Source organism: Bradyrhizobium niftali, assembly GCF_004571025.1.
Lineage (GTDB): Bacteria > Pseudomonadota > Alphaproteobacteria > Rhizobiales > Xanthobacteraceae > Bradyrhizobium > Bradyrhizobium niftali.
The window spans coordinates 34,660-59,675 of the sequence record NZ_SPQT01000039.1 but is presented as its reverse complement, the minus strand read 5'-3'; the positions used below and the strand labels follow the sequence as shown (position 1 = coordinate 59,675).

The 25,016-nt window shown below is 63.4% G+C and carries 24 protein-coding genes and 2 pseudogenes; 14 read left to right on the top strand and 12 right to left on the bottom strand.

Annotated elements, in window-relative coordinates:
- Positions 1-17: 17 nt before the first annotated feature.
- The 7 genes and pseudogenes from E4K65_RS41505 to E4K65_RS41475 all read right to left on the bottom strand — a co-directional run bounded on the left by E4K65_RS41505 (position 18) and on the right by E4K65_RS41475 (position 8,088).
- Complete coding sequence (locus E4K65_RS41505) at positions 18-2,057, bottom strand: carbohydrate porin (protein ID WP_135179016.1); 2,040 nt, start codon at positions 2,055-2,057, stop codon at positions 18-20.
- 577 nt (positions 2,058-2,634) lie between these two features.
- Positions 2,635-3,468, bottom strand: a complete 834-nt coding sequence (locus E4K65_RS41500; protein ID WP_135179015.1) for a DUF1194 domain-containing protein — start codon at positions 3,466-3,468, stop codon at positions 2,635-2,637.
- A gap of 147 nt (positions 3,469-3,615) precedes the next feature.
- Positions 3,616-4,248: a response regulator transcription factor gene (locus E4K65_RS41495; protein ID WP_135179014.1), complete on the bottom strand. Its 633-nt coding sequence runs from the start codon at positions 4,246-4,248 to the stop codon at positions 3,616-3,618.
- Complete coding sequence (locus tag E4K65_RS41490) at positions 4,238-5,407, bottom strand: sensor histidine kinase (protein WP_135179013.1); 1,170 nt, start codon at positions 5,405-5,407, stop codon at positions 4,238-4,240. The genes E4K65_RS41495 and E4K65_RS41490 overlap by 11 nt, the downstream gene beginning before the upstream one ends.
- Before the next feature lie 429 nt (positions 5,408-5,836).
- Positions 5,837-6,670, bottom strand: a pseudogene (locus E4K65_RS41485) (DUF1194 domain-containing protein); the annotation flags it as partial.
- A gap of 208 nt (positions 6,671-6,878) precedes the next feature.
- On the bottom strand, positions 6,879-7,142 hold the full coding sequence (locus E4K65_RS41480) for a hypothetical protein (RefSeq protein WP_167771575.1): 264 nt from the start codon (positions 7,140-7,142) through the stop codon (positions 6,879-6,881).
- Between the two features lie 139 nt (positions 7,143-7,281).
- Complete coding sequence (locus tag E4K65_RS41475; protein ID WP_135179012.1) at positions 7,282-8,088, bottom strand: creatininase family protein; 807 nt, start codon at positions 8,086-8,088, stop codon at positions 7,282-7,284.
- Positions 8,089-8,238: 150 nt separating this feature from the next.
- Between E4K65_RS41475 and E4K65_RS41470 the strand changes: the two genes are divergently transcribed.
- The 7 genes from E4K65_RS41470 to E4K65_RS41440 all read left to right on the top strand — a co-directional run bounded on the left by E4K65_RS41470 (position 8,239) and on the right by E4K65_RS41440 (position 14,595).
- Positions 8,239-9,261 (top strand): ABC transporter substrate-binding protein, encoded by a 1,023-nt coding sequence (locus E4K65_RS41470; protein WP_135179011.1) that lies wholly within the window; start codon positions 8,239-8,241, stop codon positions 9,259-9,261.
- Positions 9,262-9,365: 104 nt separating this feature from the next.
- Entirely contained in the window at positions 9,366-10,181 is an 816-nt protein-coding gene (locus E4K65_RS41465) for an ABC transporter ATP-binding protein (RefSeq protein WP_135179010.1), read from the top strand.
- Positions 10,178-10,996, top strand: coding sequence for an ABC transporter permease (locus tag E4K65_RS41460; protein WP_135179009.1), 819 nt, complete (start codon positions 10,178-10,180; stop codon positions 10,994-10,996). Before E4K65_RS41465 ends, E4K65_RS41460 begins: the two co-directional genes overlap by 4 nt.
- Positions 10,996-11,985, top strand: a complete 990-nt coding sequence (locus E4K65_RS41455; RefSeq protein ID WP_135179008.1) for a 2-hydroxyacid dehydrogenase — start codon at positions 10,996-10,998, stop codon at positions 11,983-11,985. The genes E4K65_RS41460 and E4K65_RS41455 overlap by 1 nt, the downstream gene beginning before the upstream one ends.
- Positions 11,985-12,677 carry an AprI/Inh family metalloprotease inhibitor gene (locus E4K65_RS41450; protein ID WP_135179007.1) on the top strand — a complete coding sequence of 231 codons (693 nt, stop codon included), beginning with the start codon at positions 11,985-11,987 and terminating at the stop codon, positions 12,675-12,677. Before E4K65_RS41455 ends, E4K65_RS41450 begins: the two co-directional genes overlap by 1 nt.
- Before the next feature lie 102 nt (positions 12,678-12,779).
- Entirely contained in the window at positions 12,780-13,187 is a 408-nt protein-coding gene (locus E4K65_RS41445; protein ID WP_135179006.1) for a YciI family protein, read from the top strand.
- Between the two features lie 133 nt (positions 13,188-13,320).
- Positions 13,321-14,595, top strand: a complete 1,275-nt coding sequence (locus E4K65_RS41440; RefSeq protein WP_135179005.1) for an RNA polymerase sigma factor — start codon at positions 13,321-13,323, stop codon at positions 14,593-14,595.
- Between the two features lie 129 nt (positions 14,596-14,724).
- Here the strand turns inward: E4K65_RS41440 and E4K65_RS41435 are convergent, their stop codons facing one another.
- Positions 14,725-16,116, bottom strand: a complete 1,392-nt coding sequence (locus E4K65_RS41435) for a peptidoglycan-binding protein (protein WP_135179004.1) — start codon at positions 16,114-16,116, stop codon at positions 14,725-14,727.
- A gap of 261 nt (positions 16,117-16,377) precedes the next feature.
- Between E4K65_RS41435 and E4K65_RS41430 the strand changes: the two genes are divergently transcribed.
- A complete protein-coding gene (locus tag E4K65_RS41430) occupies positions 16,378-16,752 on the top strand; it encodes a hypothetical protein (RefSeq protein ID WP_135179003.1) in 375 nt (124 codons plus the stop codon).
- 164 nt (positions 16,753-16,916) lie between these two features.
- A complete protein-coding gene (locus tag E4K65_RS41425) occupies positions 16,917-17,237 on the top strand; it encodes a YMGG-like glycine zipper-containing protein (RefSeq protein WP_135179002.1) in 321 nt (106 codons plus the stop codon).
- Positions 17,238-17,259: 22 nt separating this feature from the next.
- On the opposite strand, the gene E4K65_RS41420 is transcribed toward E4K65_RS41425, so the two are convergent.
- On the bottom strand, positions 17,260-18,045 hold the full coding sequence (locus tag E4K65_RS41420) for a bestrophin-like domain (protein ID WP_135179001.1): 786 nt from the start codon (positions 18,043-18,045) through the stop codon (positions 17,260-17,262).
- A gap of 167 nt (positions 18,046-18,212) precedes the next feature.
- Here E4K65_RS41420 and E4K65_RS41415 point away from each other — a divergent pair, with 167 nt between their 5' ends.
- The 3 genes from E4K65_RS41415 to E4K65_RS41405 are packed head-to-tail and all read left to right on the top strand — an operon-like array spanning position 18,213 to position 19,776.
- A complete protein-coding gene (locus tag E4K65_RS41415) occupies positions 18,213-18,680 on the top strand; it encodes an SRPBCC family protein (RefSeq protein ID WP_135179024.1) in 468 nt (155 codons plus the stop codon).
- Between the two features lie 32 nt (positions 18,681-18,712).
- A complete protein-coding gene (locus tag E4K65_RS41410; RefSeq protein WP_198033867.1) occupies positions 18,713-19,048 on the top strand; it encodes an ArsR/SmtB family transcription factor in 336 nt (111 codons plus the stop codon).
- Positions 19,049-19,050: 2 nt separating this feature from the next.
- Positions 19,051-19,776, top strand: coding sequence for an alpha/beta fold hydrolase (locus tag E4K65_RS41405; RefSeq protein WP_135179000.1), 726 nt, complete (start codon positions 19,051-19,053; stop codon positions 19,774-19,776).
- Between the two features lie 22 nt (positions 19,777-19,798).
- Here E4K65_RS41405 and E4K65_RS41400 read toward each other — a convergent pair.
- A pseudogene (locus tag E4K65_RS41400) lies at positions 19,799-19,942 on the bottom strand (JAB domain-containing protein); the annotation flags it as partial.
- Positions 19,943-20,217: 275 nt separating this feature from the next.
- Positions 20,218-21,108: an AraC family transcriptional regulator gene (locus E4K65_RS41395; protein WP_135178998.1), complete on the bottom strand. Its 891-nt coding sequence runs from the start codon at positions 21,106-21,108 to the stop codon at positions 20,218-20,220.
- Positions 21,109-21,459: 351 nt separating this feature from the next.
- Here E4K65_RS41395 and E4K65_RS41390 point away from each other — a divergent pair, with 351 nt between their 5' ends.
- Positions 21,460-23,112 carry a flavin-containing monooxygenase gene (locus E4K65_RS41390; protein ID WP_135178997.1) on the top strand — a complete coding sequence of 551 codons (1,653 nt, stop codon included), beginning with the start codon at positions 21,460-21,462 and terminating at the stop codon, positions 23,110-23,112.
- Positions 23,113-23,140: 28 nt separating this feature from the next.
- Positions 23,141-24,196, top strand: a complete 1,056-nt coding sequence (locus E4K65_RS41385; RefSeq protein WP_135178996.1) for an alpha/beta fold hydrolase — start codon at positions 23,141-23,143, stop codon at positions 24,194-24,196.
- 103 nt (positions 24,197-24,299) lie between these two features.
- Here the strand turns inward: E4K65_RS41385 and radC are convergent, their stop codons facing one another.
- Entirely contained in the window at positions 24,300-25,013 is a 714-nt protein-coding gene (gene radC / locus E4K65_RS41380; RefSeq protein ID WP_135178995.1) for a RadC family protein, read from the bottom strand.
- Between the last annotated feature and the right edge of the window lie 3 nt (positions 25,014-25,016).

The following is a 25,016-nucleotide window of genomic DNA, read 5'->3' as shown; positions in this document are numbered from 1 at the left end:
TGGGCTGAAGTGGTGGGCTAGAACTCGGCGTGCAGGCGTCCGGAGAAGATCGAGACCGGCCCGCGGTCGGCGTTGTAGGCCGGGTTTGTGATGAACTGGTAATCGAACGTCATAGTCGTCCAGGAATTGAGCTTCCAGGCATAATAGGCTTCGAGGATGCGTTCCGGACTGTAGTTGAGCTGCCCGTCGCCGATCAGCAGGCCGGTGCCGCCGGCGGCAAGGAAGTCGCGGTGCGCGGCGGAAAGCCCGTTGACGGCGCCGCCGATGCCGATCGTATCGTCCGGCCGCCCCCAAAAGCTGCCCTTGATCGACAGGCCGCCCGATACGCTGCGGTCGATGTCGGTGAAGGACAGGATCTGGTTCTGGCCGTCATTCCAGCTCCCGCGGGCGAACAGCCCGACGTCCTTGACGATCTGCTGCTCGAGATTGACGTAGAAGCCGTATTTCGAACGGTCGCGCTGGTTGGCGACGGTGATGTCGTTGATGTCGAGCGCAGGGTTGGCAGCGGCGATCGCGACCACTTCGCGGTAATTGGCGGTATTGCCGCTGTTGTAGAACGTACCGACCCGCAGCTTGCCCGGCTGCTCGAAGATCGAATGGCGCTCCTCGAATTCGACGACCGCGCCGCCCGTCTTGTAAACCAGCGTATCGCTGTTGGGCGCATCGGGGACCTGGAACAGGCCGCCGCGGACCGCCCAATCCTTGCGATTGAGCTCGACCACGGCGCCGCGGGTGTAGCCGGGCAGATCGGCCGGGAAGTCGTAGGCCCCCGACGACCACATTGCCCAGTTCATGAAGTCGGCGCGCGGGTCCTTGGCGTAGGAGTTGCCGTCGAAGAAATCGCCGACGGCGAAGCGGCCGACGATCAGCGTGACGCGGTCGATATCGCGCTTGCCGGCCAGCTGGTTCGGGGCGTCCGGCACTTCCTCCTGCTCGCCGCCGAGGCCGAAGGTCTGCTTGAAATAATAGCGCTGCGCACGGATCTTCGGGAATGGCGCACCGGCCTTCTGCGCCTCGCCATTGGAGAAGCCGGCAAGGCCGAGCGTGCCGTTGAGGCCAAAGCCCTGCGCCAATTCCGGATTGAAATAGAACTCGCCGCCATCCCACAGCCGCGCGCCCAGGAAGGCCGTGGTCGTCCATGTCGCCTGAAACTGGCCGCTGCCGGGAAGGCTCTGCGGACTCGCATAGGGCGAGTGGATCGGCCCATAGCCCTGTGGCAGCAAAGTCGTCTGGGCGTGGACATTCCAGTCGCTGGATTCCGGCAGTTTCGTCCTGCCATTGATGGGCGCCATCCAGGGCGTGTCGCCAAACTGGTAGTTCAGGCCAAGCTTGAACAGGTGAACGCGCGGTTCGACATCGACATTGGCAAGGCCGAAGCCGCTGAGATCGTAGGTCCGGCGCGACAGTGCGACGTAGTCATATTCGGCCTTCGCGGTCCAATTGCCGCTGACGGCGAATTCAAGGCCGAGTCCCGCCGTCCAGCCGGTCTGATATTTGCCGACCGGGAACAGCTCGGTGACGCCGTCGGCATCGTTGACGTTGATGTGGGTGTGGCCCCAGGCGAAACCGCCAGTGACGAAAGGCATCAAGCGGTCGAAAGCATAGCCGATGCGGCCGCGCACGGTGCCGACATAGTCGATCGTGGTATTGAACGGCGCCGGTGACCGTTCATGCGCGACGATGTCGCGCGCACCGCTGAACGTGGAGTCCGCCTCGATCCCGAGCACGACGCGGTTGGCGAGCTGGCGATTATAGCCGAGCTGATAGCCGCCGCTGAGCCCGGTGGCGCTGGGCGGCAGGATCACGCCCTGCAAGGGCAGCGGGTTGGTGCCGGGTCCGAAGCTCGCATCGCCGTAGCCGAAATGACCGCCGACATAGAAGCCGGTCCAATCGTAAAGGGTCTTTGCCGTGCGCGCCTTCAGCGGCAGGTCGGCTGCCAAGCTTGCACACGGAAAAGCCAGCACGCCCGAGGCGATCGCCGCGGCCGTCCGCAAGTACCGGTGTCGGTGACCTCTCAACGTCAAAACGCACGCCCCCAAAACGCGAATGTGTCCCATCCGCCGCAACCGACATCCCTGCCGATTCGCGGCGATCCTGTCACCAGGTTCCGGTTGGTCACGCGATCGGCCGAGATGATCTCGATTCGACGCGATTTCTTTCCAAGTCCCCGTGTCTGTTGCAAACCTTATTGCGATTAATTCGCAATAGCAACTGACACGGATTGCCGCGGACGATGGTTCGCACCACTGTGTGACGAGGTTGCAACAAATCCTCGAAGGGGCGGGCGGCACTCACGGGACCTCAAGCTGGTAGCGAGGTACTTGTAACCCCGATCGATGCGTTCGCGCTGGCGGGTGCGGGCAGGCATGAGGTCATCCCCTCGTGATCGCGACGGTGCAACGCACCGATTGATCGCAAATCCGCAGCGACCCTACTGATGCAGCGCAAAAACGCGACTATACCCGGGTATAGCTGTCGGAAGCGCGTACGCGGCGTATGACCGCGCCGCGGTTCGTCCACGTCCACTTCAAGGAAGGTTGGAACGGTCGCCGATCGTGCTCATCTTGCCTTTGAAGATGCTGCTGGCCTCGTCCGCGCCGGCAGACACCAAGCTGTCCTTCAGCATCGTCGCGGCTATCGGCCCCACCGCTCCTGCCAGATCTTTTCGCCGATCGTACAGGAAACCCTCGGCTCCCCGTCCGCAGTGGGTACGATCCGGCGCTCCGGCACACGGCCTGCGACCTCGAGGATCAGCTTGGTGCGGATCGCTTCCTTGAACTTCTCACGATCGTTGATCGCCACCACGAACGAGCCCGGCCCGCCGATCACGCAGTCCTCGTAGTACCAATCGAGATGGTCGATATCCATGGTCGCGAAGGATGGTTCCTTGACCATGACCGGTAGGCCGTTGATGACGATGCCCTTCTGGAGCGCAGCATCGCGCGGCCCGGCGACAGGGACGCCGTTGTTGTTGGGGCCATCGCCGGAAATGTCGATGACGCGGCGCAAGCCCCGGTACGGATTCTCATCGAACAAGGGCATGGCGAACTCGATCGCGCCCGAGATCGACGTGCGTGAGCCCCGGCGAACCGGCGTCTTCATGATCTCGGCCGCTACGGCGTCCGCCGATTCCGGTCCGTCGATCAGTCGCCAGGGGATGATGATCTTTTGATCGGTGGACGCCGACCACTCGAAATAGGTCACCGCCACCCTGCCGTTGGGGCCGGCCCGCAGCGCCTGAAGAAATTCCTTCGACACAACGGCCTGCTCATAGCCTTCGCGCTGAATCGCAAGTTCATCCAGGTCCATCGAATAGGATACGTCGACCGCGATGACGAGCTCGACGTCGACGGAGGGCGCATCGTCGCCGGCTTTGGCGAGCTGGGATTTCGAGCCCGGCGCGGCCGCGGCTGCCACGGAGATCAGCGTCGCGACTAGCATTGACCCGATCGAGACACGCCAATTCATGGCAGCCCTCCCGTCATGCTGAGATCGTTACACGCAATGCCTGCGATGGAAAGCAAGAAAGTGCGTCTTGCCGACAACCCTATCCGAGCTGCGAAAGAGAGCGATTATACCGGGGTATAGGCGGGAGTTCGGCTGCCGCCGTGTTGCCTAATGCAGCGCGTCCCCGCCGAGGCAGCGGGACAGAATGTCCGTCTTCCGCACCAGATCGATCACCGAGGACGCGCCGAGCTTTCGCATGAGCTGTCCGCGGTGGACCTTGACGGTGATTACGCTCAGTTCAAGCCGGGCTGCAATTTGCTTGTTCATTTGCCCCGAGACGACCAGCCAAAGGACCTGTCGTTCGCGCTCGGTCAGGCAGTCATACCTCTCTTTCAGGGTAGCGACGGCTGCCGCGCCTGCCCGCCGCAGCCGATCCCTGGCCAATCCTCCCTGAATGGCTTGCAGCAGGTCCTCCTCGCGAAACGGCTTGATGAGAAAGTCCACCGCGCCGTTGCGCATGGCGCGGACCGACATCGGAACGTCTCCGTGTGCGGTCATGAAGACGACGGGGAGATCAAGGCCCAACCGGACCATTTCATCGTGGAAATCGAGACCGCTTTGCCCCGGCAAGCGAACGTCCAGAAGCAGGCAGGCCGGAGCCTCCGGACGCTTGGCATTCAGAAAGTCGGGAATGCAACGGAAACACGCGGTGCGCAGACCGCTGGAACGAAACAGGTCGTCGAGCGACTCCAGAATGGCCGGCTCGTCGTCGATGATGAAGACAATCGGGTCATCGGTCATTTTTCTGCTTCCCGCCCTCGAGATGATCCGCTCCAGTCCCGCGTGTTGGTGCCGGAAGAGGAAGGAGAAATCGGACCCGCGCTCCCCGGGGTTGATTGGCTTCCGTCCAGATCCGTCCGCCGTGGACTTCGATCAGCGTTCGAGCGATGGCGAGCCCCATGCCCAGGCCTTGCGGTTTGGTACTGGTGAACGCATCGAACATGCGCTCACCGTCGGGACCGAAGCCCTTGCCCGTATCGGCGATGGTGACAACCACACCCTGCCCGTTCTGCGTTGCGCTGACCCGCAATTCGCGTGATCCAGGACCCACGTCAGCCAGCGCTTCGACTGCATTGACGAGGAGATTCAGGATGACTTGCTGCAGTTGAACCTGGTCTCCACGGACCAGAGGAAGGTCGGTCTCGATCGCGGTGCGCAGTGCAATGGAATGCTGCTTCACCTGGCCCTGCACCAGCGTCATCGTTGCCGAAATGGTTTCGGCCAGGTCGAACCAGCAAGTTGCGCTCGGCGCTCGCTTGGCAAGGTCGCGAATTCGCCCGACGATCTCGCTTGCGCGCGTGGCTTCTCTGACGATCCGTTCGATTGCGCGGTTCGCATCTTCGATGTCGGGAGGGTCTGCCGCGAGCCAGCGCAGGCTGGCATTGCCGCTGGCAACGACCGCGGTGAGCGGCTGGTTGACCTCGTGGGCGATCGCGGCCGTCAACTCGCCCAGCGTCGTGACCCTCGAAACATGGGCAAGCTGCGCGCGGGTCTCATCGATTGCCGCCTGCGCCGACTCGATTTTCAACACCAGATAGGTTGTGGCTGCGATAGCTGCGAGGCTGATCACGCCATTGATGCCGCCCGAATAGGCCGATCCCGAACGCGTCAACAGGTAGCTGACGATGGTCAGCGCAACGCAGGTTCCCCCGACCAGCAGCACGCCTCGCCGGTGACAGAAGCGAACCGACAGGAGGATCACCGCGACATAGAGTGCCGCAGCGGCAATCTCCAGGTCCGTCAGGGTGTCCAGGACGAAGATTGCGGCGGCCAGTGTCGCCGCCGTGATCGGCAAGAGCGCGGAACGGCTCGTGAACGAGGATCTTGAAGCCAACGCCGCGCGCTCCGGGGTCCGGTCGGACACCAGTGAAGACCTCTGGCTGCTCACGGCTTGGAACATGCACGTGACCCCGTCGGCTGCAAGATTGGCTCTGCGTCGGTCCTCGGAACTCGTTGAAGCCAGGGACCATCCAGCCGCCGCCTATAGGTGAAGGTCATGCACCCGGTCAACCGGAGTGGCCCGGGCATGTCGCGACGGCAATTGAGCCCCCGTGTGACGGGGCTGCAACATTGCCTAACGAGGCAAGAACCTTCGACTGCACGAGCGGAGCCCGGCCTTTGCTGGAGACCTGTCCAAGGCCAGGACGAATGCGAGGGTACAGGGAACCGCGAAGGTCGGCGGTCGGTCGGCGGCTAAGGAAAGCAACTAGCAGCCGCGGCAGATGCCCTTGATTTTCTTGTTGAGCAACGCGTCGTCCTTGCTGACGGGACGGATCGTATCCTTGCTCGCCGGACGGGGCGTATTCTTGTTCGTCGCACTGTACGTGTCCCAACGCTGCTGCCAGAGCTTCTCGCCAATCGTGCAAAGGACCCGCGGCCCCTTGTCCACGGCAGGGGCAGGCGATTGATTCAGCGTGCGGCCCGCGACCTCGAGAGCCAGCTTGGTCCGGATCGCCTCCTTGAAGTTTTCGCGATCGGTGACCGGCACGACAAAGGAACCCGGGCCGCCGATCACGCAATCCTCGTAGTACCAGTCGATATGGTCGATATGCTGAAAGTCCGTCGGATCAGCGGGCGTTGCATTGGTCATGACCGGCAGGCCGGTGATGACGATGCCCTGCTGCAACGCCGAGTCGCGCGCTGCGGCGACAGGATCGCCGGTGTTGTTGGGACCGTCGCCCGAAATGTCGATGACCCGGCGCGAGCCACGGTATGGGTTCTGCTCGAACAACGGCATGGCGAACTTGATCGCACTCGAAATCGAAGTGCGCGCACCGCGGCGGATCGGGGCCTTCATGAGTTCAGTTGCAACGGCCTCGGCCGCTTTCGGTCCGTCGATCTGTCGCCAGGGGACGACGATTTTCTGGTCATTCGTGGATGACCATTCGAAATAGCTCAGCGCTATCTTGCCGATCGGACCGGCCCGCAAGGCTCGCAGAAACTCCTCCGAGACAATGGCCTTGGCATAGCCTTCGCGTTGAGCCGCCAGGTCATCCGGCTCCACCGAGTAGGAAACATCGACCGCGATCACGAGTTCGACGTCCACGGCGGGGCGACTGTTGCCTTGGATCGCTGTTTGCGGCTGTGACGCCGTCTCGGGAAATGCCTGTGTCGATGTCAGGATCGCAATCAGGATCGATCCAATTGAGACCCGCCAATTCACGCTCGCCCTTCAGTCACCGATTCGTATCCTGACACGCGGAACGTGTAATCGGAAGGACAGTCTGAGCCAAGCCGTTGGGCTGTTCTGGCGCTAAAATGGTTGACCCCGCCCGGGGGGACAGCCGGGCGGGGTCGGGGCACGACACGGGGTGGATGAGGCGCCCGTGTCGGACGCGGGATCCACGTGAGATCGGCCTCAGGTACTCAAATCAGTAACAGCTGCGAACGCGGCCAATGTACTGGCCGAAGGCGTTGTACTGGGCGACCCAGCCGCAGCGATGATAGCCGTAGTAATAGGGGTCGTTGCTGGCGGCGATCGCGGAGCCGACCACAGCGGCGGTGGCGATGCCGGCACCCACACCCCAGACCCAGCCGGGCTGCTTGGCCTCGGCCGAGGAGGTGGTGGACACGATGCTGCCGGTGACGGCGAGGGCAGCGAGAGCTGCGGCGGCAATCTTGGTCTTGATCGACATGTGAAACTCCATCCGGGTTGAGGCGGTCCGTTGTGGCCCGCGTGCCCAGTTGGACGGAGGCTCCCCGCGTCCGGTTCGAAGACGGCGGATGCGACCCCGGGCTGAGGTTCTTTCCTCAATGATTCCAGGAGGATGTTGGTTAGCCGAGAGGGCCCTTGGCGAGCCTGTTCACGTCGAAGTTATCAACTTCAGTGAGCAGCTCGCAGAAGGCGCGCGCACCCTGATCCAGCAATCGCTCGCCCTTCTCCGGCACGGCCAGCGTCGCGTTGCCGATGGCACCGCTGGCGTTGAGATCCTGCGCCTGCCAGGCGAACGGCGCGGGCCGCTGCGTCGACAGCCAGCGATACTGCGTCTCCATCGCGACGCTGCTCGCGGGAAAATCCGCGATCGCATCCTTCCGCACCTGGTCGGGATAGCGCGCCAGCATGATCGAGGTCTCGACCGCGCCGCCATGAATGCCGTGGCGCACCTCTTCGGCCGGGAACAATTTGTCCGCGCCCGACAGCCGTGACCAGGACGTCGTCACTACGAACAGCTTGTGATGTGCGCGCAGATCCTGCGCGACCAGCATCATTGCCGCGCTGTTGCCGCCATGGCTGGTGATGATGACGAGCTTCTTCACCCCGCGACGCGCGACCTCCTCGCCGATCGCGGTCCACTTCCTCAGCGCCACGTCGTTCGGCAGCGTCTGCGTGCCCGGATAGTCGATATGCTCGGTGGAAATCCCGACCGGTTCGACGGGGAGAAAACTGGCCGGAACGGTTGCGGGCAAGAGCTCGCGCACGCGCGCCAGATAGGCGTCGGCGATCAGCACGTCGGTTACGAGCGGCAGATGCGGCCCGTGCTGCTCGGTCGCCGCCAGCGGCAGCACCGCGATCCAGCGCGCCGCGTCCGTTGGGCCGGCATCGGCCCAGCGGATCTCGGTCCAGTCGCGGGACGGCGTCATCAAGTTGTCCTTGGAGGTTTCTTTGCCCGAATTTGTCACGTAATTTGGGGTATGGAGGGGACGCGGGCCTGGCCGGCTCGCGTCCCCGATGTCTTGCGGTTTTATCGCGTTGGACTGGCATCGGCCAGCCACGATCGACGGAGTCCCATCATGAGCCTCTCTCATCTGCGGCGAGCGTTAACGGCGGGCTTGATGGCCGCTTTGGTTTCGGTCGTCCCGGCGCGCGCCGAGACCCTGGACAAGGTCACCTTCGGCACCAACTGGGTCGCCGAGGCCGAGCATGGCGGCTTCTTCCAGGCGGTCGCCGATGGCACCTACAAGAAGTACGGGCTCGACGTCACCATCGTCCCCGGCGGTCCCAACGAGAACAACCGGATGCTCTTGATCGCCGGCAAGATCGATTTCTTCATGGCCGCGAACACGCTGATGTCGTTCGACGCGGTCGCCAACAACGTCCCCGTCGTCACCATCGCCGCGGTCTTCCAGAAGGATCCGCAGGTGATGCTGACGCAGCCGGACGCCAAGGTCGCCAAGATCGAGGACCTCAAGCCGCTGACCCTGTTCGTCTCCAAGGAAGGCATGACCAGCTACTTCCAGTGGCTGAAGTCCGAATACGGCTTCAACGAGAAGAACGTCCGGCCCTACAATTTCAATCCGCAGCCCTTCATCGCCAATCCCAAGAGCGCGATGCAGGGCTACGTCACCTCCGAGCCCTTCGCGGTCGAGAAGGCCGCCGGCTTCAAGCCGAACGTGCTGCTGCTCGCCGATTACGGCTTCAACACCTACTCGACCCTGATCGAGACGCGCCGCGACATCGCCGAGAAGAAGCCCGATCTGGTGCAGCGATTCGTCGATGCCTCCATGATCGGCTGGTACAATTACATCTACCGCGACAATTCTGCCGGCAATGCCATGATCAAGCAGCTCAATCCCGAGATGACCGACGATCTGCTGGCCTATTCCGTCGCCAAGATGAAGGAACACGGCATCGTTGATTCCGGCGAGTCGCTCAAGAACGGCATCGGCGCCATGAGCGACGAGCGCTACACCTCCTTCTTCAACAAGATGGTGAAGGCGGGTGTGGTGAAGCCCGATCTCGATTTCCGCAAGTCCTACACGCTGCGCTTCGTCAACAAGGGCGTCGGCGTCGAGCTGCGCCCGACCAAGCCGTAACGCATGCCGGAGTTAGATCGATATGTCGCGGCGCGGTTCACCTCTCCCCGCTGGGGAGAGGTGCAGGTTGCCGATCGATCCCACCACATCACATCCAGCGCTCAATGGTAGAGCGCAAAACCTCATCCGGAGTCGAGGCCAGCCTGACGGCACTCGCCGTCAGCCTGCGCGGCGTGACGAAGGTCTATGACAACGGCGTCATGGCGCTCGGGCCGCTCGATCTAGCCGTGCGCAAGGGCGAGTTCATCTCGCTGCTGGGGCCGTCGGGTTGCGGCAAGTCGACCGCGCTGCGGCTGATCGCGGAGCTCAGCGCGCCGTCGTCCGGCATCGTGCGGATGGCGCGTCACGAGGGACCTGCACAGCCGGGTCACGGCATCGGCTTCGTGTTTCAGGAGCCGACCCTGATGCCCTGGACCAGCGTGCGCGAGAACGTGCGGCTGCCCTTGAAGCTCGCAGGCGTCCCGAAAGCGGACGCACGCGCGCGCGCCGACGAAGCGCTGGCGAGCGTCGGGCTTGCCGATTTCGCCGACGCCTATCCGCGCGAGCTGTCAGGCGGCATGAAGATGCGGGTCTCGCTGGCGCGCGCGCTCGTCACCGATCCCGATATCCTCCTGATGGATGAGCCGTTTGCGGCGCTCGACGAGATCACGCGCTTCCGCCTCAACAACGATTTGCTCGCGCTGTGGCGGGCCTTGCGCAAGACCGTCATCTTCGTCACCCATTCGGTGTTCGAATCCGTCTATCTGTCGCAGCGCGTGGTGGTCATGACGGCGCGGCCGGGCCGGATCCAGGCCGACATCCGCATCGAGACGGTCGAGCCGCGGACCGAGGAGTTTCGCACCTCGGCCGCCTATTCGGATTATTGCCGGAAGGTGTCGGCCGCGCTGGCGCCGTCCTATTCGGGGCAACCGGCGCTATGAGCGCGCAGCCCTCCGTCACCGCCGGGCCGTCCGGCGCGCACCGCGCGGTGCGCTTCGTGCTTCCCGTCATCGTGCTTGCGGCCGGGCTTCTCGCCTGGGAACTCGTGGTCCGCATCAGGGAGATCCCGCCTTACGTGCTGCCGGCGCCCTCCGTCATCTTCCTGACGCTGATCAAGGACTGGGCGGTGCTGTCACAATCGCTCGTCACCACGCTTCTGACCACGCTCGAAGGATTTGTGGCGGCGAGCGTCGGCGGTATCGCGCTGGCGCTGTTGTTCAACCAGTCGAAATGGGTGGAATATTCGCTGTTCCCCTACGCCGTCGTGCTCCAGGTGACGCCTGTGATCGCGATTGCACCGCTGCTCCTGATCTATCTGGAGCAGCAGACCGCGGTCGTCGTCTGCGCCTTCATCGTCGCCTTCTTCCCGGTGCTCTCCAACACCACGCTCGGGCTCAATTCGGTCGACCGCAACCTCGCCGGTTTGTTCCAGCTCTATGGCGCCTCGCCACCACAAACCCTGCGCTTCCTGAAGCTGCCGGCGGCGCTGCCCTATATCCTCGGCGGCCTGCGCATCGCCGGCGGGCTGTCGCTGATCGGCGCCGTCGTGGCCGAGATCGCGGCTGGAACGGCCGGCGCCGGCTCCGGGCTCGCCTACAGGATCGCCGAGTCAGGCTACCGATTGAACATACCCCGCATGTTCGCCGCGCTGCTGTTGTTGTCGCTGGCCGGGATTGTCATCTATGGGGTGCTGGCGCTAGTTTCCCACCTCGTTTTACGGCGCTGGCATGAAAGCGCGCTTGGAAAGGAAAATTGATGACCGCCGGTTCGATTTCGTCCGAAAAGATCGACCTTCTGATCTATGGGCCGGTGCGGCCGATCCTCGAGAACGGTTTTTCCGATCATTTCGTCGTGCACAGGGCCGAGACGCGAGGCGACCTCGAGCGGTTGACACCCGCGATCCGTGAAAAGATCCGCGGCGTGGCGGTGACCTATCACACGGTGCGCGCCGACAAGGACTCGCTGTCGCAACTGCCCAAGATCGAGATGGTGGCAAGCTTCGGCGTCGGCTACGACCATATCGACGCCAAATACGCGGCCGAGCACAACATCATCGTCACCAACACGCCCGACGTGCTGACCGAGGAGGTCGCCGACGTCGCGATGGGCCTCCTGATCTCCACCGTTCGCGAGTTCATCAAGGCCGACCGTTACGTCCGCTCCGGGCTCTGGCAGACGCAGAACTATCCGCTCAGCGTCGGCTCGCTGCGCGACCGCAAGGTCGGCATCGTCGGCATGGGCCGGATCGGCCAGGCTATCGCGCGCCGGCTCGACGCGTCGCTGGTGCCGGTGGTCTATCACTCCCGCAACCCGTCCAAGGACGTCTCCTACAAGCACTATCCCGATCTGATCGAGATGGCGAAGGCGGTGGACACCTTGATGGTGATCGTGCCCGGCGGTGCCAGCACCAACAAGATGGTCAATGCCGAGGTGCTCAAGGCGCTCGGCCCGCGCGGCGTGCTGATCAATGTCGCACGCGGCTCGGTGGTCGACGAGCCGGCGCTGGTGCAGGCGCTGAAGTCCGGCACCATCCTCGCCGCGGGCCTCGACGTGTTCGCGGCGGAGCCGAGCGTGCCGGACGAGCTCAAGAGCATGCAGAACGTCGTGCTGCTGCCGCATATCGGCTCGGCCTCGGTGGTGACGCGCAACGCGATGGACCAGCTCGTCGTCGACAATCTCAAGGCCTGGTTCGCCGGCAAGGCGCCGTTGACCCCGGTTGCGGAAACGCCGTTCAAGGGGCGCTGATGACCGTTCTTCGGGTCGTTGCATTGGCCATCGCGGCATGTGTCGCCGCGCTCGGCCCTGTGCTTGCGCAGGATGCGACGACCCTGAAGAAGCAGATGCCCGGGCAGTGGGAGCTCTCGACCACCGAGCGCAGCAAGACCTGCGTCGTCACGATGAAGGCCGACGCCGCCGGCCAGGGCTTCAAGCTGGAGCTGGAGCCGGCCTGCAAGACCGCGCTGCCCTTCACCAAGGACATCGTCGCCTGGAGCGTCAGGGGTCTCGACATCGTTCGCTTGCAGGATGCGACCGGTGAAGCGGTGATCGACTTCACCGAGGTCGAGGCCGGCATCTTCGAGGGGCTGCGGCAGGGCGAGGGCGTCTACATCCTGCAAGACCTCGCCGCCGCCCGTTCGATGGCCAAGTCGATGGACCAGATGATCGGCGACTGGTCGATGGTGCGCGGCAACGGCCAGCCGGTCTGCGGGCTGACGCTGACCAATACCGAGGCCGGGCCCGACAATTTCCAGGTCTTCCTCAAGCCGAGATGCGATGCGGCGATCGCGCAGTTCAACCCGACGCAATGGCGGCTCGAACGCGGCCAGATCATCCTGATGTCGAAATCAGGCGATATCTGGCAGTTCGAGGCCGACGACAACGCGCAGTGGCGGCGCGTTCCCGATACCGCTGATCCCCTGATCATGCTGCGGCAATAATTTCTCCCGGGGATGTCGATTTGGCCGAGGCTCAATCGTCACATCCATAGCGAGCCGGTTTGGGGCCGGAGCGGTCGCTGCTCGCGCCAAGGGAGTTTTTCCATGCGCTTCATGTACATCGTGACCTCCAGCCAGCCGATGGCAGGCCCGTCCCCGGCACTGGCGGAGGCGATGCAGAAGATATCCGAGCGGGAGATCAAGGCCGGTCGAATGCTCGACAACGGCGGCCTGATGCCGCTTGCGACCGGCGCACGGGTGAAGATCGTCGACGGCGAGCTCAGCGTCATCGACGGCCCCTTCGTCGAGGCCAAGGAAGTGATCGGCGGCTACGCCATTTTCGAGCTGCGCGACAAGGCGGAAGCCCTGGCCATGGCGAAGGAATTCATGCAGTTGCATCTCGATCACATGCCGGGATGGGATGGCACCTGCGAATTGCGGGCATTCGCGACGCCGGGTGTCGACGTGGCGTGCGAGATCGACGCGCATTCCAGGGTCGCCGCCCACGCCTGATGGACACCACCGCTCGTCCTAGAGCGTTTTCGAGCGAAGTGGATACCGGTTCGCGTAAAGAAAACGCGTCAAAACAAGAATCTAGAGCCCCGTTCCGATTCCGTCGGAACGGAAAGGGCTCTGGTCGGCGGCGATGACGGCCGCCGACATCGATCGCGCGATTCACGCAGCTTGGCGCGTCGTGCAGCCGCGGCTGATCGCGACGCTGTCGCGCATGCTGCGGGACGTGACGCTCGCGGAGGAATTGACCCAGGACGCACTGGTCGCTGCGCTGGAAGCCTGGCCGCTCAGCGGGGTGCCGGATAATCCCGGCGCCTGGCTGGTTGCGACAGCCAAGCGCCGTGCGCTCGATCATCTGCGCCGGGAGAAAATGCTCTCCCGCAAGCAGGACCTGCTGACGCACGACCTGATGCAGAAACAGGACGCGATGCCCGATTTCGACACCGCCCTCGACGACGACATCGGTGACGAATGGCTGCGGCTGATCTTCACGGCGTGCCACCCGCTGCTGCCGCGGCAGGCCCGCGCGGCGCTGGCGTTGCGCATGATCTGCGGCCTGACCACCGACGAGATCGCGCGCGCCTTCCTGGTCACGGAGGCAACCATCGCCCAGCGCATCGTCCGCGCCAAGCGCACGCTTTCGCGGTCGGGCCTCACCTACGAAACGCCAAGCGGCGAGGCGCTTTCCGAGCGTCTCGCCTCGGTGCTCGAGGTCGTCTACCTCATCTTCAACGAGGGCTATTCGGCCTCACGCGGCGAGGAGTGGCTGCGGCCGCAGCTCTGCGACGAGGCTCTGCGTATGGGGCGGGTGCTGGTCGGGCTCGCGCCGCTCGAGCCCGAGGTGCACGGTCTCATGGCGCTGATGGACCTGAATGCCGCGCGGATGCATGCCCGCACCGACCACGATGGCGAGCCCATCCTGCTCATGGACCAGGATCGCGGGCTGTGGGATCGGCTGCAGATCACCCGCGGCCTTCGGGCGCTGGATCGCGCGCGCGCGCTCGGCGGTGCCGGCCGGTTCTACACGCTGCAGGCAGCCATCGTCGCGTGTCATGCCACCGCGGAGACAGCCGCAAGCACCGACTGGCGGCGCATCGCGGAACTCTATGGCCAGCTTGCGACGCTGGTGCGCTCGCCCGTGATCGAACTCAACCGCGCGGTCGCGCTCGGCATGGCCGAAGGGCCGCAGGCCGGGCTCGATCTCGTGGATCTGATCGCCGGCGAGCCGGCGCTCAGGACGTATCACCATCTTCAGGCCGTGCGCGGCGACCTTCTGCAAAAGCTCGGCCGCTTCGCCGAGGCACGGGTTTCGTTCGAGACCGCCGCCCGTCTTGCCACCAATGCGCGCGAGCGCGGGTTGATGGAACGACGTGCGGCAGACATTGCCGATGCCGGCGGCATGGCTTGAGGCGCGCTGAAACGGTTCGAGACGCCCGCTTTGGCGGGCTCCTCACCATGAGGGCTGATATCTCGCCGCGAAACGCGACCTCATCCCGAGGGCCCGCTGTAGGCGGGCGTCTCGAAGGATGGCCGCAGATTACGTCGTCGGCTTCGGCGGCGGCGCGGTGCCCTGCGCCCACTTCTCCAGCTTGCCGAGCACGCCCCAGGCCGTGAGTGCCAGCGAGATCGGCATCGCGAACTGGCCGAGCCCCGGCACCGCCGACACGATCGTCCCGAGCAATCCGGCAATGCCGCCCGCATTGGGGGTCGCCGTCACCGACGAGAGCAGCGCGGTGAGCACCGAGCCGCCGATGCCGAGTGCCGTCTTCTTGCCGTCGAGCAGCTTGCCGATGGTCTCGCCGAGCGCGCCGTTGACCTGGCCGAGCACGGGCTTGCCGTCCTTGTTGAGCAGGGCGCTGAGCAGGTCGACGACCTGCTTCAGCTGATCGACCGGGGCGGGATTGGTCGGGGTGACTGGTCCTGGCATGGGCGCCGTCTTGTTGATGAGGGAGAAGAGCCGTTCAAACAGGCTGATCGGGTCGTTGGCGGTGGCGGGCAGCGTGTTGCCCGGTGTCGTCGTCCCCGGCGTTACGCCGCCGGCGGACGGTCGCAGCAATTGCGCGAGGTCCTCCAGCCGCTTCAGGGCCTGGGACAGATCGCCGGTCTGCCCGGCGGTGCCCGACTGCGTCGCGCGCGTGATGGCGGCGACCGTGGCCCCGTCGAGAAGCCCGGTATCCCTCAGGCCGTTCTGCTGCTGAAACTGCGAGACCGCAGCCCTGGTCTTCGGTCCGCTGATGCCGTCCTCCGCAAGCGGCGGATTGGCGCCGAGCTTGTTGAGCGCCTGCTGCATGAGAACGACCGTCGAGGCGATGTCGTCCTCGGGCTCGGCGCGGCCCACGAATTGCGGGCTGCCGTCGAGGGTGATCGAGGAATCGAGCGCCATCATCGCATGCAGGATCACGGCGGTGCCGAGCTGGGAATCGACGTGGTTCGAGTCGAACACGTGGTCGCGGACGAATTTGCCGCCCCTCGCCTCGGGCGGGCCGTACAGTGTCGAGCCGCCATAGAGATAGGGCGAATTGCAGCCCTTGGCGTGATAGCCGAAGCCGTTGAACGCCTCGAGCCGGAACAGCATCCGCGCGATGCCCCAGTCCTGGGCGCCGATGAAATTTTCAATTCTGAACGCGTCCACGGCGCCGTCCACGAACGTGGCGAACGGGCCGCGCCCTTTCGGAACGATGGTCGTCACGCGATGGATCGACTCGCCGTTGCCGAGATAGGTGTCGAAATCGAAATTGGACTCGCGATAGTGGCAGAGGGCGGCAAAAAACCAGGGAACACCGGTCAGCCGCTCGATCTGCTGATAGGTCGCCTTGCCGTTGATCGCCTTGCGGGCGACCGCGTTGGCGTCGGCAAGGCGTGAAGGCCGGATCTCAAGACTGGACCAATTTCGCTCGTATTCGCCTTTCAGACTCTCGAATGAGACCATTTCCCGCTCCCGAAAAATTATGAATTATCGAAATTATATGAAAGTCAGAGTGAACCAGGCCCCGTGATCGGGGCGTGACTCCAGCGTGATCGGCGCAAATGTGGCAGGTTGCCGGCTAGGCGCATGTGAAATGGCTTACAGCTCCAGCGGGAAAATGGGCGGCGGGACCGGCATCGCAGGGCGTCCGACAATGAGGGAACCCGCGGGAGCCTCCGCCCGTTAGCAACGTACGCGGTCAGGAGGCTTGCCCAGGAGGCTTGCATGGCCAAGCGCGTCCTCGCGATCGGCATCGAACCCGGCGTTGCGGACTACAGCGCATTCCCGCAACTGACGCCGGAGCTCGTGCGCAATTACATCGAGGCGCAGTTCTTGCGTCTGCGCGATCTCGGCTACCACGTCACGAGCTGCCTGATCGATGTCGACGCGGCGGCCGAAGCCGCGGTGACGGCGGCGTTGCGCGACGAGAGCTTCGACTGCATCGTGATCGGAGCGGGCCTGCGCGAGCCGAAGGCGCGCCTGCTGCTGTTCGAGAAGGTGCTCAACCTCGTCCACCGCCTGGCGCCGAATGCGGCGATCTGCTTCAACACCACGCCCGCCGACACCGCCGAGGCCGTGCAGCGCTGGATGGAGCCCTGACCTTTCGACGGCCTGCATGTGCATCGCACACGGTACGGTCTGGGCTGCCGTCGCGCAGCGCCCCCGGCGCCATCGCGGCGCGTTCCAGCTGCGGCGCCGGCAATTTGTCTGGCTCGAATCCGCTTGCGGCGCTATGACACAGCTCAGCACAGGGGAGGGCGAGCATGCTTCGAGGTCTTCGCATTGGAAGTCTTGGGATCGCGGCGTGTCTGACGGTTGCGTTGGCGATGCCGGCGCATGAGGCGGCGGCCCAGGATGCCGTCGGCGGCGCGATCATCGGCGGTGTCGGCGGGGCGATCCTCGGCGGCGCGATCGGTGGCGGCCGCGGTGCAGCAATCGGCGCCGTCGTCGGTGCCGGCACGGGCGCCGCGATCGCCTCGGAGGGCGAGCGCCGCCGCTCCGGCTACTACGCCTATCAGCGCGGCTGCTACATGCAGCGCCCCGACGGACGCTACGTCCCGGTCGATCCCCGATATTGCTATTGAGGCCTGACGGAGCGCTCGCGCGCTAGCTCTTTGCTGCCGCCGGCATGATCTGGAGCAGCGGCTCCGGCTGGATCGAGATCTGGCCGGCGAAGGGCCGGTCATGTGCGGCGATGAGCAGGACGGAGGTGGCTACTCCCGTCGCGAACAGGCCCATAGCGATCGCCGATCCCAGGCGGTTGTCGCAATGAACGAGGCCGATCACCAGCAGCGCGCAGACGGCCTGGAGGTACAGGCACCACCACTTGACCGGGTTCACTGCGGCGAGGCTGACGATGATCCGCTGCCGCCGTGCATCCAGCGCCTGCTCCAGCGCTGCGATGAGCTCGCGCTGCACATTCGCCTGCCCCGTGCCTTGCGGCGTCATCGCGATGACGAGCTGCAACGCTTCCGCAAGCGCAGGCGGCGTGACTTTCAACGAGACCGCCTGATGCGCCATCATCGGCCATTCCACTGTCACGGCCTGTCCGACATAGTCGCGGACCAGGCCGCGCAGCCGCGTCTCCTGCTCCGCCGGCAGGCCTGCGGCCAGCAGCACGGCGCTTCGCAGCGCACTGGCCTCGCGGCTCACCGCAGCGCCGGCGCGGTCGCCGTCACCCCAGACCTGCGCCGCGGTGAAGGCGACGAACAGGCCGAAGATGATGCCGAGCACCGGCAGCATGCCCGGCGAGATCGCCTTCAGCGATTTGGCGCGCTCGCCGGTCGCGACAAGTGCGATGCCCGCGAAGATCGCCCCGGCGAGCAAATAGGTGAATCCGAAGATCACCAGCGCCATCAAGGGCAGCGGCAGATTGTGCAGCCAGTCGCTCATGCTGTTCTTGTCGCTCGATTCGAAGCTTCAGATCAACCGCATCCCGCGCTTCAGCGTGCGCAAATCGCCGGCTTCTCCATGCAGACGGTTCTGATACTGAAGTCGCCACTTGACTATCGCGCCGCGCTTATACTGAAGTATAGACTTCACTAATGAGCAGGGTGGCAATGACCGATCAATCCATCGTCGACAACACGTTTGTCATCGAGCGCATGTATCTCAAGTCGCCGATCCAGGTATTCGCGGCTTTTTCCGACGCGTCCAAGAAGCGGCGCTGGTTTGCTGAAGGCCCTGACCACGACGTCGAGCATTTCAGCATGGATTTTGCCGTTGGAGGGCGAGAGCGCGCCCAATACCGCTTCAAGAAGGGCACGCCTTTCGCCTCGGTCGCGCTCACCTACGACGGGCACTTTCTGGATGTAGTTGCCGATCGCCGCGTTGTTACGGCTTCCACGATGACGTTAGGAGAGCGGCGCATATCCGCATCCCTCGTGACCGCGGAATTCCGTCCAAAGGATTCGGGGACGCTGTTGGTCCTGACCCATCAGGCCGTCTTCTTCGAGGGTGCGGACGGTCCCAAAATTCGCGAGGCTGGATGGCGCGCTCTGCTCGATCGACTTGAGCCGGTCGTTTAGGCACCTGCACGGAAAACCGGAGGACCGTGTCAATGGCCACGTCCATGGCCTTGCGCATCGGCAGGGTCGATCGAATCCTGGATGCCCTTGGTGATTCTACGCGCCGTCGGATCATTCGTCTTTTGAGTGCCGGTCCAATGTCCGTGTCGGACCTTTCCAGGCCGCTCGGTATCACCGTCACGGCCGTGACCCAGCATCTGCGCATTCTTCAGTCCTGTGCCTTGCTCAAGTCCCACAAGAAGGGGCGCGTACGTATGTGCAGCCTGGATACGTCGGGATTCGAGACCCTGGAGCACTGGATCAGAGAACACCGGACGTCGTGGGAGCGTCGCCTCGATCGACTCGGCAGCCTCCTGGAGGAGGATTAGACGTGAAGAAGCTGCTGATGATCGGCGTGGGCACAGGACTTGCCACGCTCCTGGGGGGCGGTTTCATCGCATGGGCGCTCGATGCGTACAGAGCGGACCCTCTGGCGCAGGCCCGCGCCCTGAACGATTCTCGCGTTGTGATCAGCGAGCGTGATGGTTTCATTGTCATTCGCCCGTCCGCTGCCCCGTCTGCGATTGGACTCTTGTTTTATCCGGGCCTCCGGATCGAGCCGAAGGCATATCTCTCAAAGCTTGTCGCGCTATCCAGCAAAGCCCGGGTGAATATCGTCATTGGACGGCCGAGACTCAACATCGCAGCCTTCTCGATCGGGCAAGCCGACGATATGCGCAAGGAGTTGACCGGGATCGAGCGTTGGTATGTGGGCGGGCATTCACTTGGAGGCGCCGCAGCTTGTTACTATGCGAGCAAACACCGCGACGATCTTCAGGGGATTGTGTTGTTCGGAACCTATTGTGGCTCCGATATTTCGAAGTCCCGGCTTGGAGTGCTCGCCATCGTGGCGGATCGCGATGGCATCATGGCACCTGAGACGATCAAGCAGCACGCCGTGGAATTGCCGGCTGATGCTCAAATTGTTCGAATCGCAGGCATGGTCCATAGCCAGTTCGGGAACTACGGACCTCACGCTGGCGATGGCCGGCCTTCGATCGACGATCGTCAGGCGTCCGAAGCTATTTCGGAAGCTGCCCGAGCTTTCTTCCACTGAGGGACGTTCGCTTCGCGAACGGCTATATCAGCCGCATGCCGCGCAGGCTGGCGTGCCCGCTTTTGCCGACGATGATGTGATCGTGCACGGCAATCCCCAGCGGCTTTGCGATGTCGATGATCGCCTTGGTCATCTGGATGTCGGCCTGCGATGGCGAGGGATCGCCGAGGGTTGTGGACCAAGCCGCGGAGTCCAGCTACTGTATTGAAACTAAAGAATACATTGGGGTCATTGATTGATTTGGAGGCGGCGATTGGGAGCGGTCTTCCATGCTCCCGAGTGATCCTCACGCTCCCTCATCGACATCTACGTGGGGTCGCTTTGGCGCATGGCTCGTCACCATATTCCCTTGATCCCATGCATCAAGCTCGTTGATCGGATAAGGTAAGCCTTACCGACTTTGACGAAGGTTGGGTCGCTGCCGCCGGGACTGGAGCGGCTTCAGGTTCCCGAGGCACCCTTGCGATATTCAGCCGGCGTACAATTGCGGTAGCGGCGAAAGACCCTGTTCAGATGACTCTGGTCGGCAAAGCCACTGAGGAGCGCGATCTCCTTGAGCGCCAGATTGTCCCGTCGCAGATGCCGGCACGCCTGTTCGACTTTCTGTTTCTGAACAAAGGCGTGAGGGCGTATCCCGTAATGAGCGTGGAATTTGCGGGCGAATTGAATCGGCGTGCAGTTGCAGATGGCTGCTAGTTCGTCGAGCGTGATGTTTCGGGAAATGTTCTGCTGGATATAATCCTCGATCAGCCGGGCATGAGCCGGCCTGAAGTGTCCCTGCGCGGAAGGCATCTTGAACTTCACCGCGGCGTATTTTCGTATGATGTGGATGCTGGCCTGGAGCGACAGCGCGTCGTAGCAGAGTCTTCCGCCTGGACCGCCGGCGGCGACTTCGTGAGCCATTTGTTCGTTGATCCAGCTCAGGACGGGGTCATCGATTCCGAGCAGGTCATGAAGTTCAATGGCGCCGACGTCACGATCGAAAGCCTCGCTCGCGGTTTTCATCATGTAGGCCGGTGAAATGTAGAAGTGGCTGACCTCTATATCGTTTGCCCATCGCCAATGCGAAGGCTCGGCGCGGGTCAGCAGCGTGGTAATGCCGCGGCTGACGCGCTCCTGCTTCCATGCGCCGGTCACGCGACGGTTCATCGCGGTGGCTCCTTGCCGGTAGACGACGATCAGGAAGTCTTCCGTCGGGGGGACCCAAATGTCGGACGGCGCATAGCGAAATACCCGCATGCGGAAATCAGGCCGGCCGACCGCCGAACTGTCCAGCTTCAGTTCACCTGGTGCGTATTGCGGAAGCTCCTCGACCGCAATGAACTTGCTCATGGCGCAGCCTCCACATGGTTGGCGGCCGTTCGCCGGCTCTTCTTTCCCATGATGTGGGATCGGTAGCGCAGGATACGGCGCTTTTTGCATTTGGCCAAATGTATTGGTTCGCCCGGCGCGTTCGCTGCGCCGCACACGCAATTCGTCCAAAGAAAGGTCGGCTTCGTTCAAGCGCGCCGTGCCTCGGGGCAACTAGTTTCCGGCGCCTTCCGCTGGCGATGCGTGAGCGGCTCGAGACCCTTCGGGGCTCTGAGACCTGCCCAGCAGTTCCGTTGGATCGCCAAGGAGACGCCACTCCGCCCATTCGGTCGAGCGGCACGGTGCATAGCTTAAAAACAAAAGGAGAGGGAAATGGACCAGGCTGAAATCAAGTCCAGAGAATCGAACGGAGCAAAAAAGACGACCCTCGATGCGGTCGTTATCGGGGCTGGCATCGCGGGTCTGTACCAGTTGCACCGCATGCGGCAACTGGGGCTGAAGGTCCGCGCCTTCGAGGCGGGTTCCGGCGTCGGCGGAACCTGGTACTGGAATCGTTACCCCGGTGCGCGCTTCGATTCTCAGGTCGAGGTGTACCAGTATTGGTTTTCCGAGGACTTGTACAAAGCGTGGAAGCCAAGCGAGCGTTTTCCAGGGCAGCCGGAGACCGAGCAGTGGCTGAACTTCGTCGCTGATCGCTTCGATCTCAAGAAGGACATCCAGTTCAGCACCCGGATCGAGTCCGCCACCTATCGGGAGAAGGACGGCCGCTGGGATGTGGTCACCTCCGATGGCGAACGCATCGATACGCAATATCTGTTGGCCTGCTGCGGTATGCTGTCGGCGCCTCTGAACGACCGCTTCCCGGGCCAGTCCACGTTCAAAGGTGTGATCACCCATACCGGTCTCTGGCCGAAAGAGGGGATCGATCTCAAAGGCAAGCGGGTCGCCGTGGTGGGCACCGGAGCCACCGGCATCCAGGTGATCCAGACCATCGCACCCGAAGTCGGGTCGATGAAGGTGTTCGTGCGCACGCCGCAATACGTTGTGCCCATGAAGAACCCGAAATATTCGCAAGCGGATTGGGATCGCTGGAGTAGCCGGTTCAATGAGCTGAAGACCCGCGTGCGCTCCACCTTCGCGGGCTTCGACTATGACTTTGAGAACCGCCCCTGGGCCGAACTGACGCCCGACGAGCGTACGCAGGTGCTGGAGAAGTACTGGAACGACGGGTCGCTCTCGATGTGGCTTGCGACGTTCCCGGAAATGTTCTTCGACGAGGCGGTAAGCGCGGTGGTGTCCGATTTCGTGCGGGACAAGATGCGCAAGCGGCTGCGGCATGACCCGAAGCTGTGCGATGTGCTGATTCCGTCCGAAGCCGATTACGGATTCGGCACGCATCGCGTACCTCTCGAGAACAAATATCTTGAGGCCTACCTGCAGGACAATGTTGATGCAGTGAACTGCCGCAAGACGCCGATCGAGCGCATCGTGCCCGACGGCATCCAGACCTCCGACGGCAAGGTCCATGAGGCCGACATCATCATCCTGGCCGTCGGATTCGACGCCGGCTCGGGCGCTCTCAGCCGCATCGACATCCGCGGCCGCGACGGCCGTTCGTTGAAGGACAGGTGGAAGGACGAGATCCGCACCGCGATGGGGCTGCAGGTGCACGGCTATCCCAACCTGTTCACCACCGGCGCGCCGCTCGCTCCGTCCGCCGCACTTTGCAACATGACGACCTGTCTTCAGCAGCAGGTGGACTGGATCACCGACTGCATTGCTTACGCGAAAAAGCACGGCAAAGGCGTCGTCGAAGCGACCAAGGAGTTCGAGGACAATTGGGTCAGGCACCACGACGAAACTGCGGCCGCGACCCTCGTTGTGAAAACCGACTCCTGGTACATGGGCTCGAACGTCGACGGAAAGCCAAGACGCCTGCTGTCCTATATCGGCGGCGTCGGTAACTACAACCGGCAGTGCGACGAACTTGCGGCCAATGGCTACCAAGGCTTTGCGATGACCTGATGATAACAACAACGGGAGGAAACATCCAATGAGCTCAAATCCCTACTACGGCCAGGAAGGCCACGGCCCCTACGAGACGATCAGAATCGGCAACCTCGAGCTTGAGGAGGGCGGACATATTCCGGACTGTGCGCTTGCGGTGGCGACCCACGGAACGCTGAACGCGGCGAAGGACAACGCGATCCTCGTTACGACCTGGTACTCGGGAACGAGCAAGATCATGGAGCAGGTCTACATCGGCAAGGGGCGTGCGCTCGACCCGGCGAAGTATTTTATCATCGTCGTCAACCAGATCGGAAATGGCCTTTCCACCTCACCAAACAACAGCGTTGGAGCGCAGGCCGGACCGACCTTCCCGAAAGTGCGCATTGGGGACGACGTTCGCGCCCAACACAAGCTTCTGACCGAGAAATACGGTCTGAAGAGCCTCGCACTGGTCGTCGGCGGCTCGATGGGTGCGCAGCAGACCTATGAATGGGCCGTGCGCTATCCCGACTTCGTCAAGCGCGCCGCTCCGATCGCCGGCACCGCCAAGAACACCGAGCACGATTTCGTCTTCGCCGAGACACTCTCCGAAGCGATTACATCCGATCCGGGGTTCAACGGCGGCAAGTACGGTTCGCCGGCCGATGTCGCCGCCGGCCTCAAGCGCCACGCCAAGCTGTGGACGGTGATGGGGTGGAGTACCGATTTCTTCCGCGAAGGCCGACACAAGGCGCTCGGCTTCGACTCGATGCAGGCCTTCGTCGATACCTTCATGACGGGATACTTTGCGCCGATGGATCCAAACGATCTGCTGGCGATGGCGTGGAAGTGGCAACGAGGCGACGTGAGCCGCAACACCGGCGGCGATCTCGCGTCGGCGCTCGGCCGTATCAAGGCGAAGACCTACGTGATGCCGATCAGTCACGACATGTTCTTCCCGCCGAGCGACTGCGAGGTTGAGCAGCGTCTGATCCCGGGAAGCCAGTTCCGTCCGCTGAAGAGCAGCTGCGGACATCTCGGCCTGTTCGGCGTGGACCCGGAGTTGCTCGCGCAGCTTGACGCCAATCTGAACGAGTTGCTGGCGGCGCCTGTGAATTGACGCGCCGGATTGACTGCCTGTTGCAGTTGAGGGCGCGAACGAAAATTGTTCACGCCCTCAACCCGAACTCGACGCCGATGGCGCTCCTGGCGGCGTCTGCGGGCTAGATCAGCTTCATTCCCTTCAGGCTCGCGTGCCCGCTCTTGCCGACGATGATGTGATCGTGCACGGCAATCCCCAGCGGCTTTGCGATGTCGATGATGGCCTTGGTCATCTGGATGTCGGCCTGCGATGGCGAGGGATCGCCGCTAGGGTGGTTGTGGACGAGGATCAGCGCGGTCGCGGATAGCTCCAGCGCGCGCTTGATCACCTCGCGCGGATAGACCGGGGTGTGGTCGACGGTGCCGGTCTGCTGCACCTCGTCGGCGATCAGCTGGTTGCGCTTGTCGAGGAAGAGCAGGCGGAATTGCTCCTTGTCGGCAAAGGCCATGCTGGTGCGGCAATAGTCGATCACCTCGTTCCAGGACGACAGCGCGTTGCGGCTGTTGACCTCGCCCTTGGCGACGCGGTGCGCGGCGGCAGCGATCAGCTTGAGCTGGTGGATCGCGGATTCGCCGATGCCGTCGATCTCGCGCAAGCGCGCCACCGGCGCGTGCACGACCTCGGCGAACGAGCCGAACGTCTTGATCAGCGTCTTCGCAAGCGGCTTGGTGTCGCGCCGCGGCAGCGCCGGAAACAGCGCCATCTCCAAAAGCTCGTAGTCGCTGAGCGCATCGGCGCCCGCGCTGTAGAAGCGCTCGCGCAGCCGCTCGCGATGGCCGTGATAGTGCGGCGCGTCCTCAGGCTTGCTCTTGTCGTGGTCGGTCTTGGCGGGCATCAG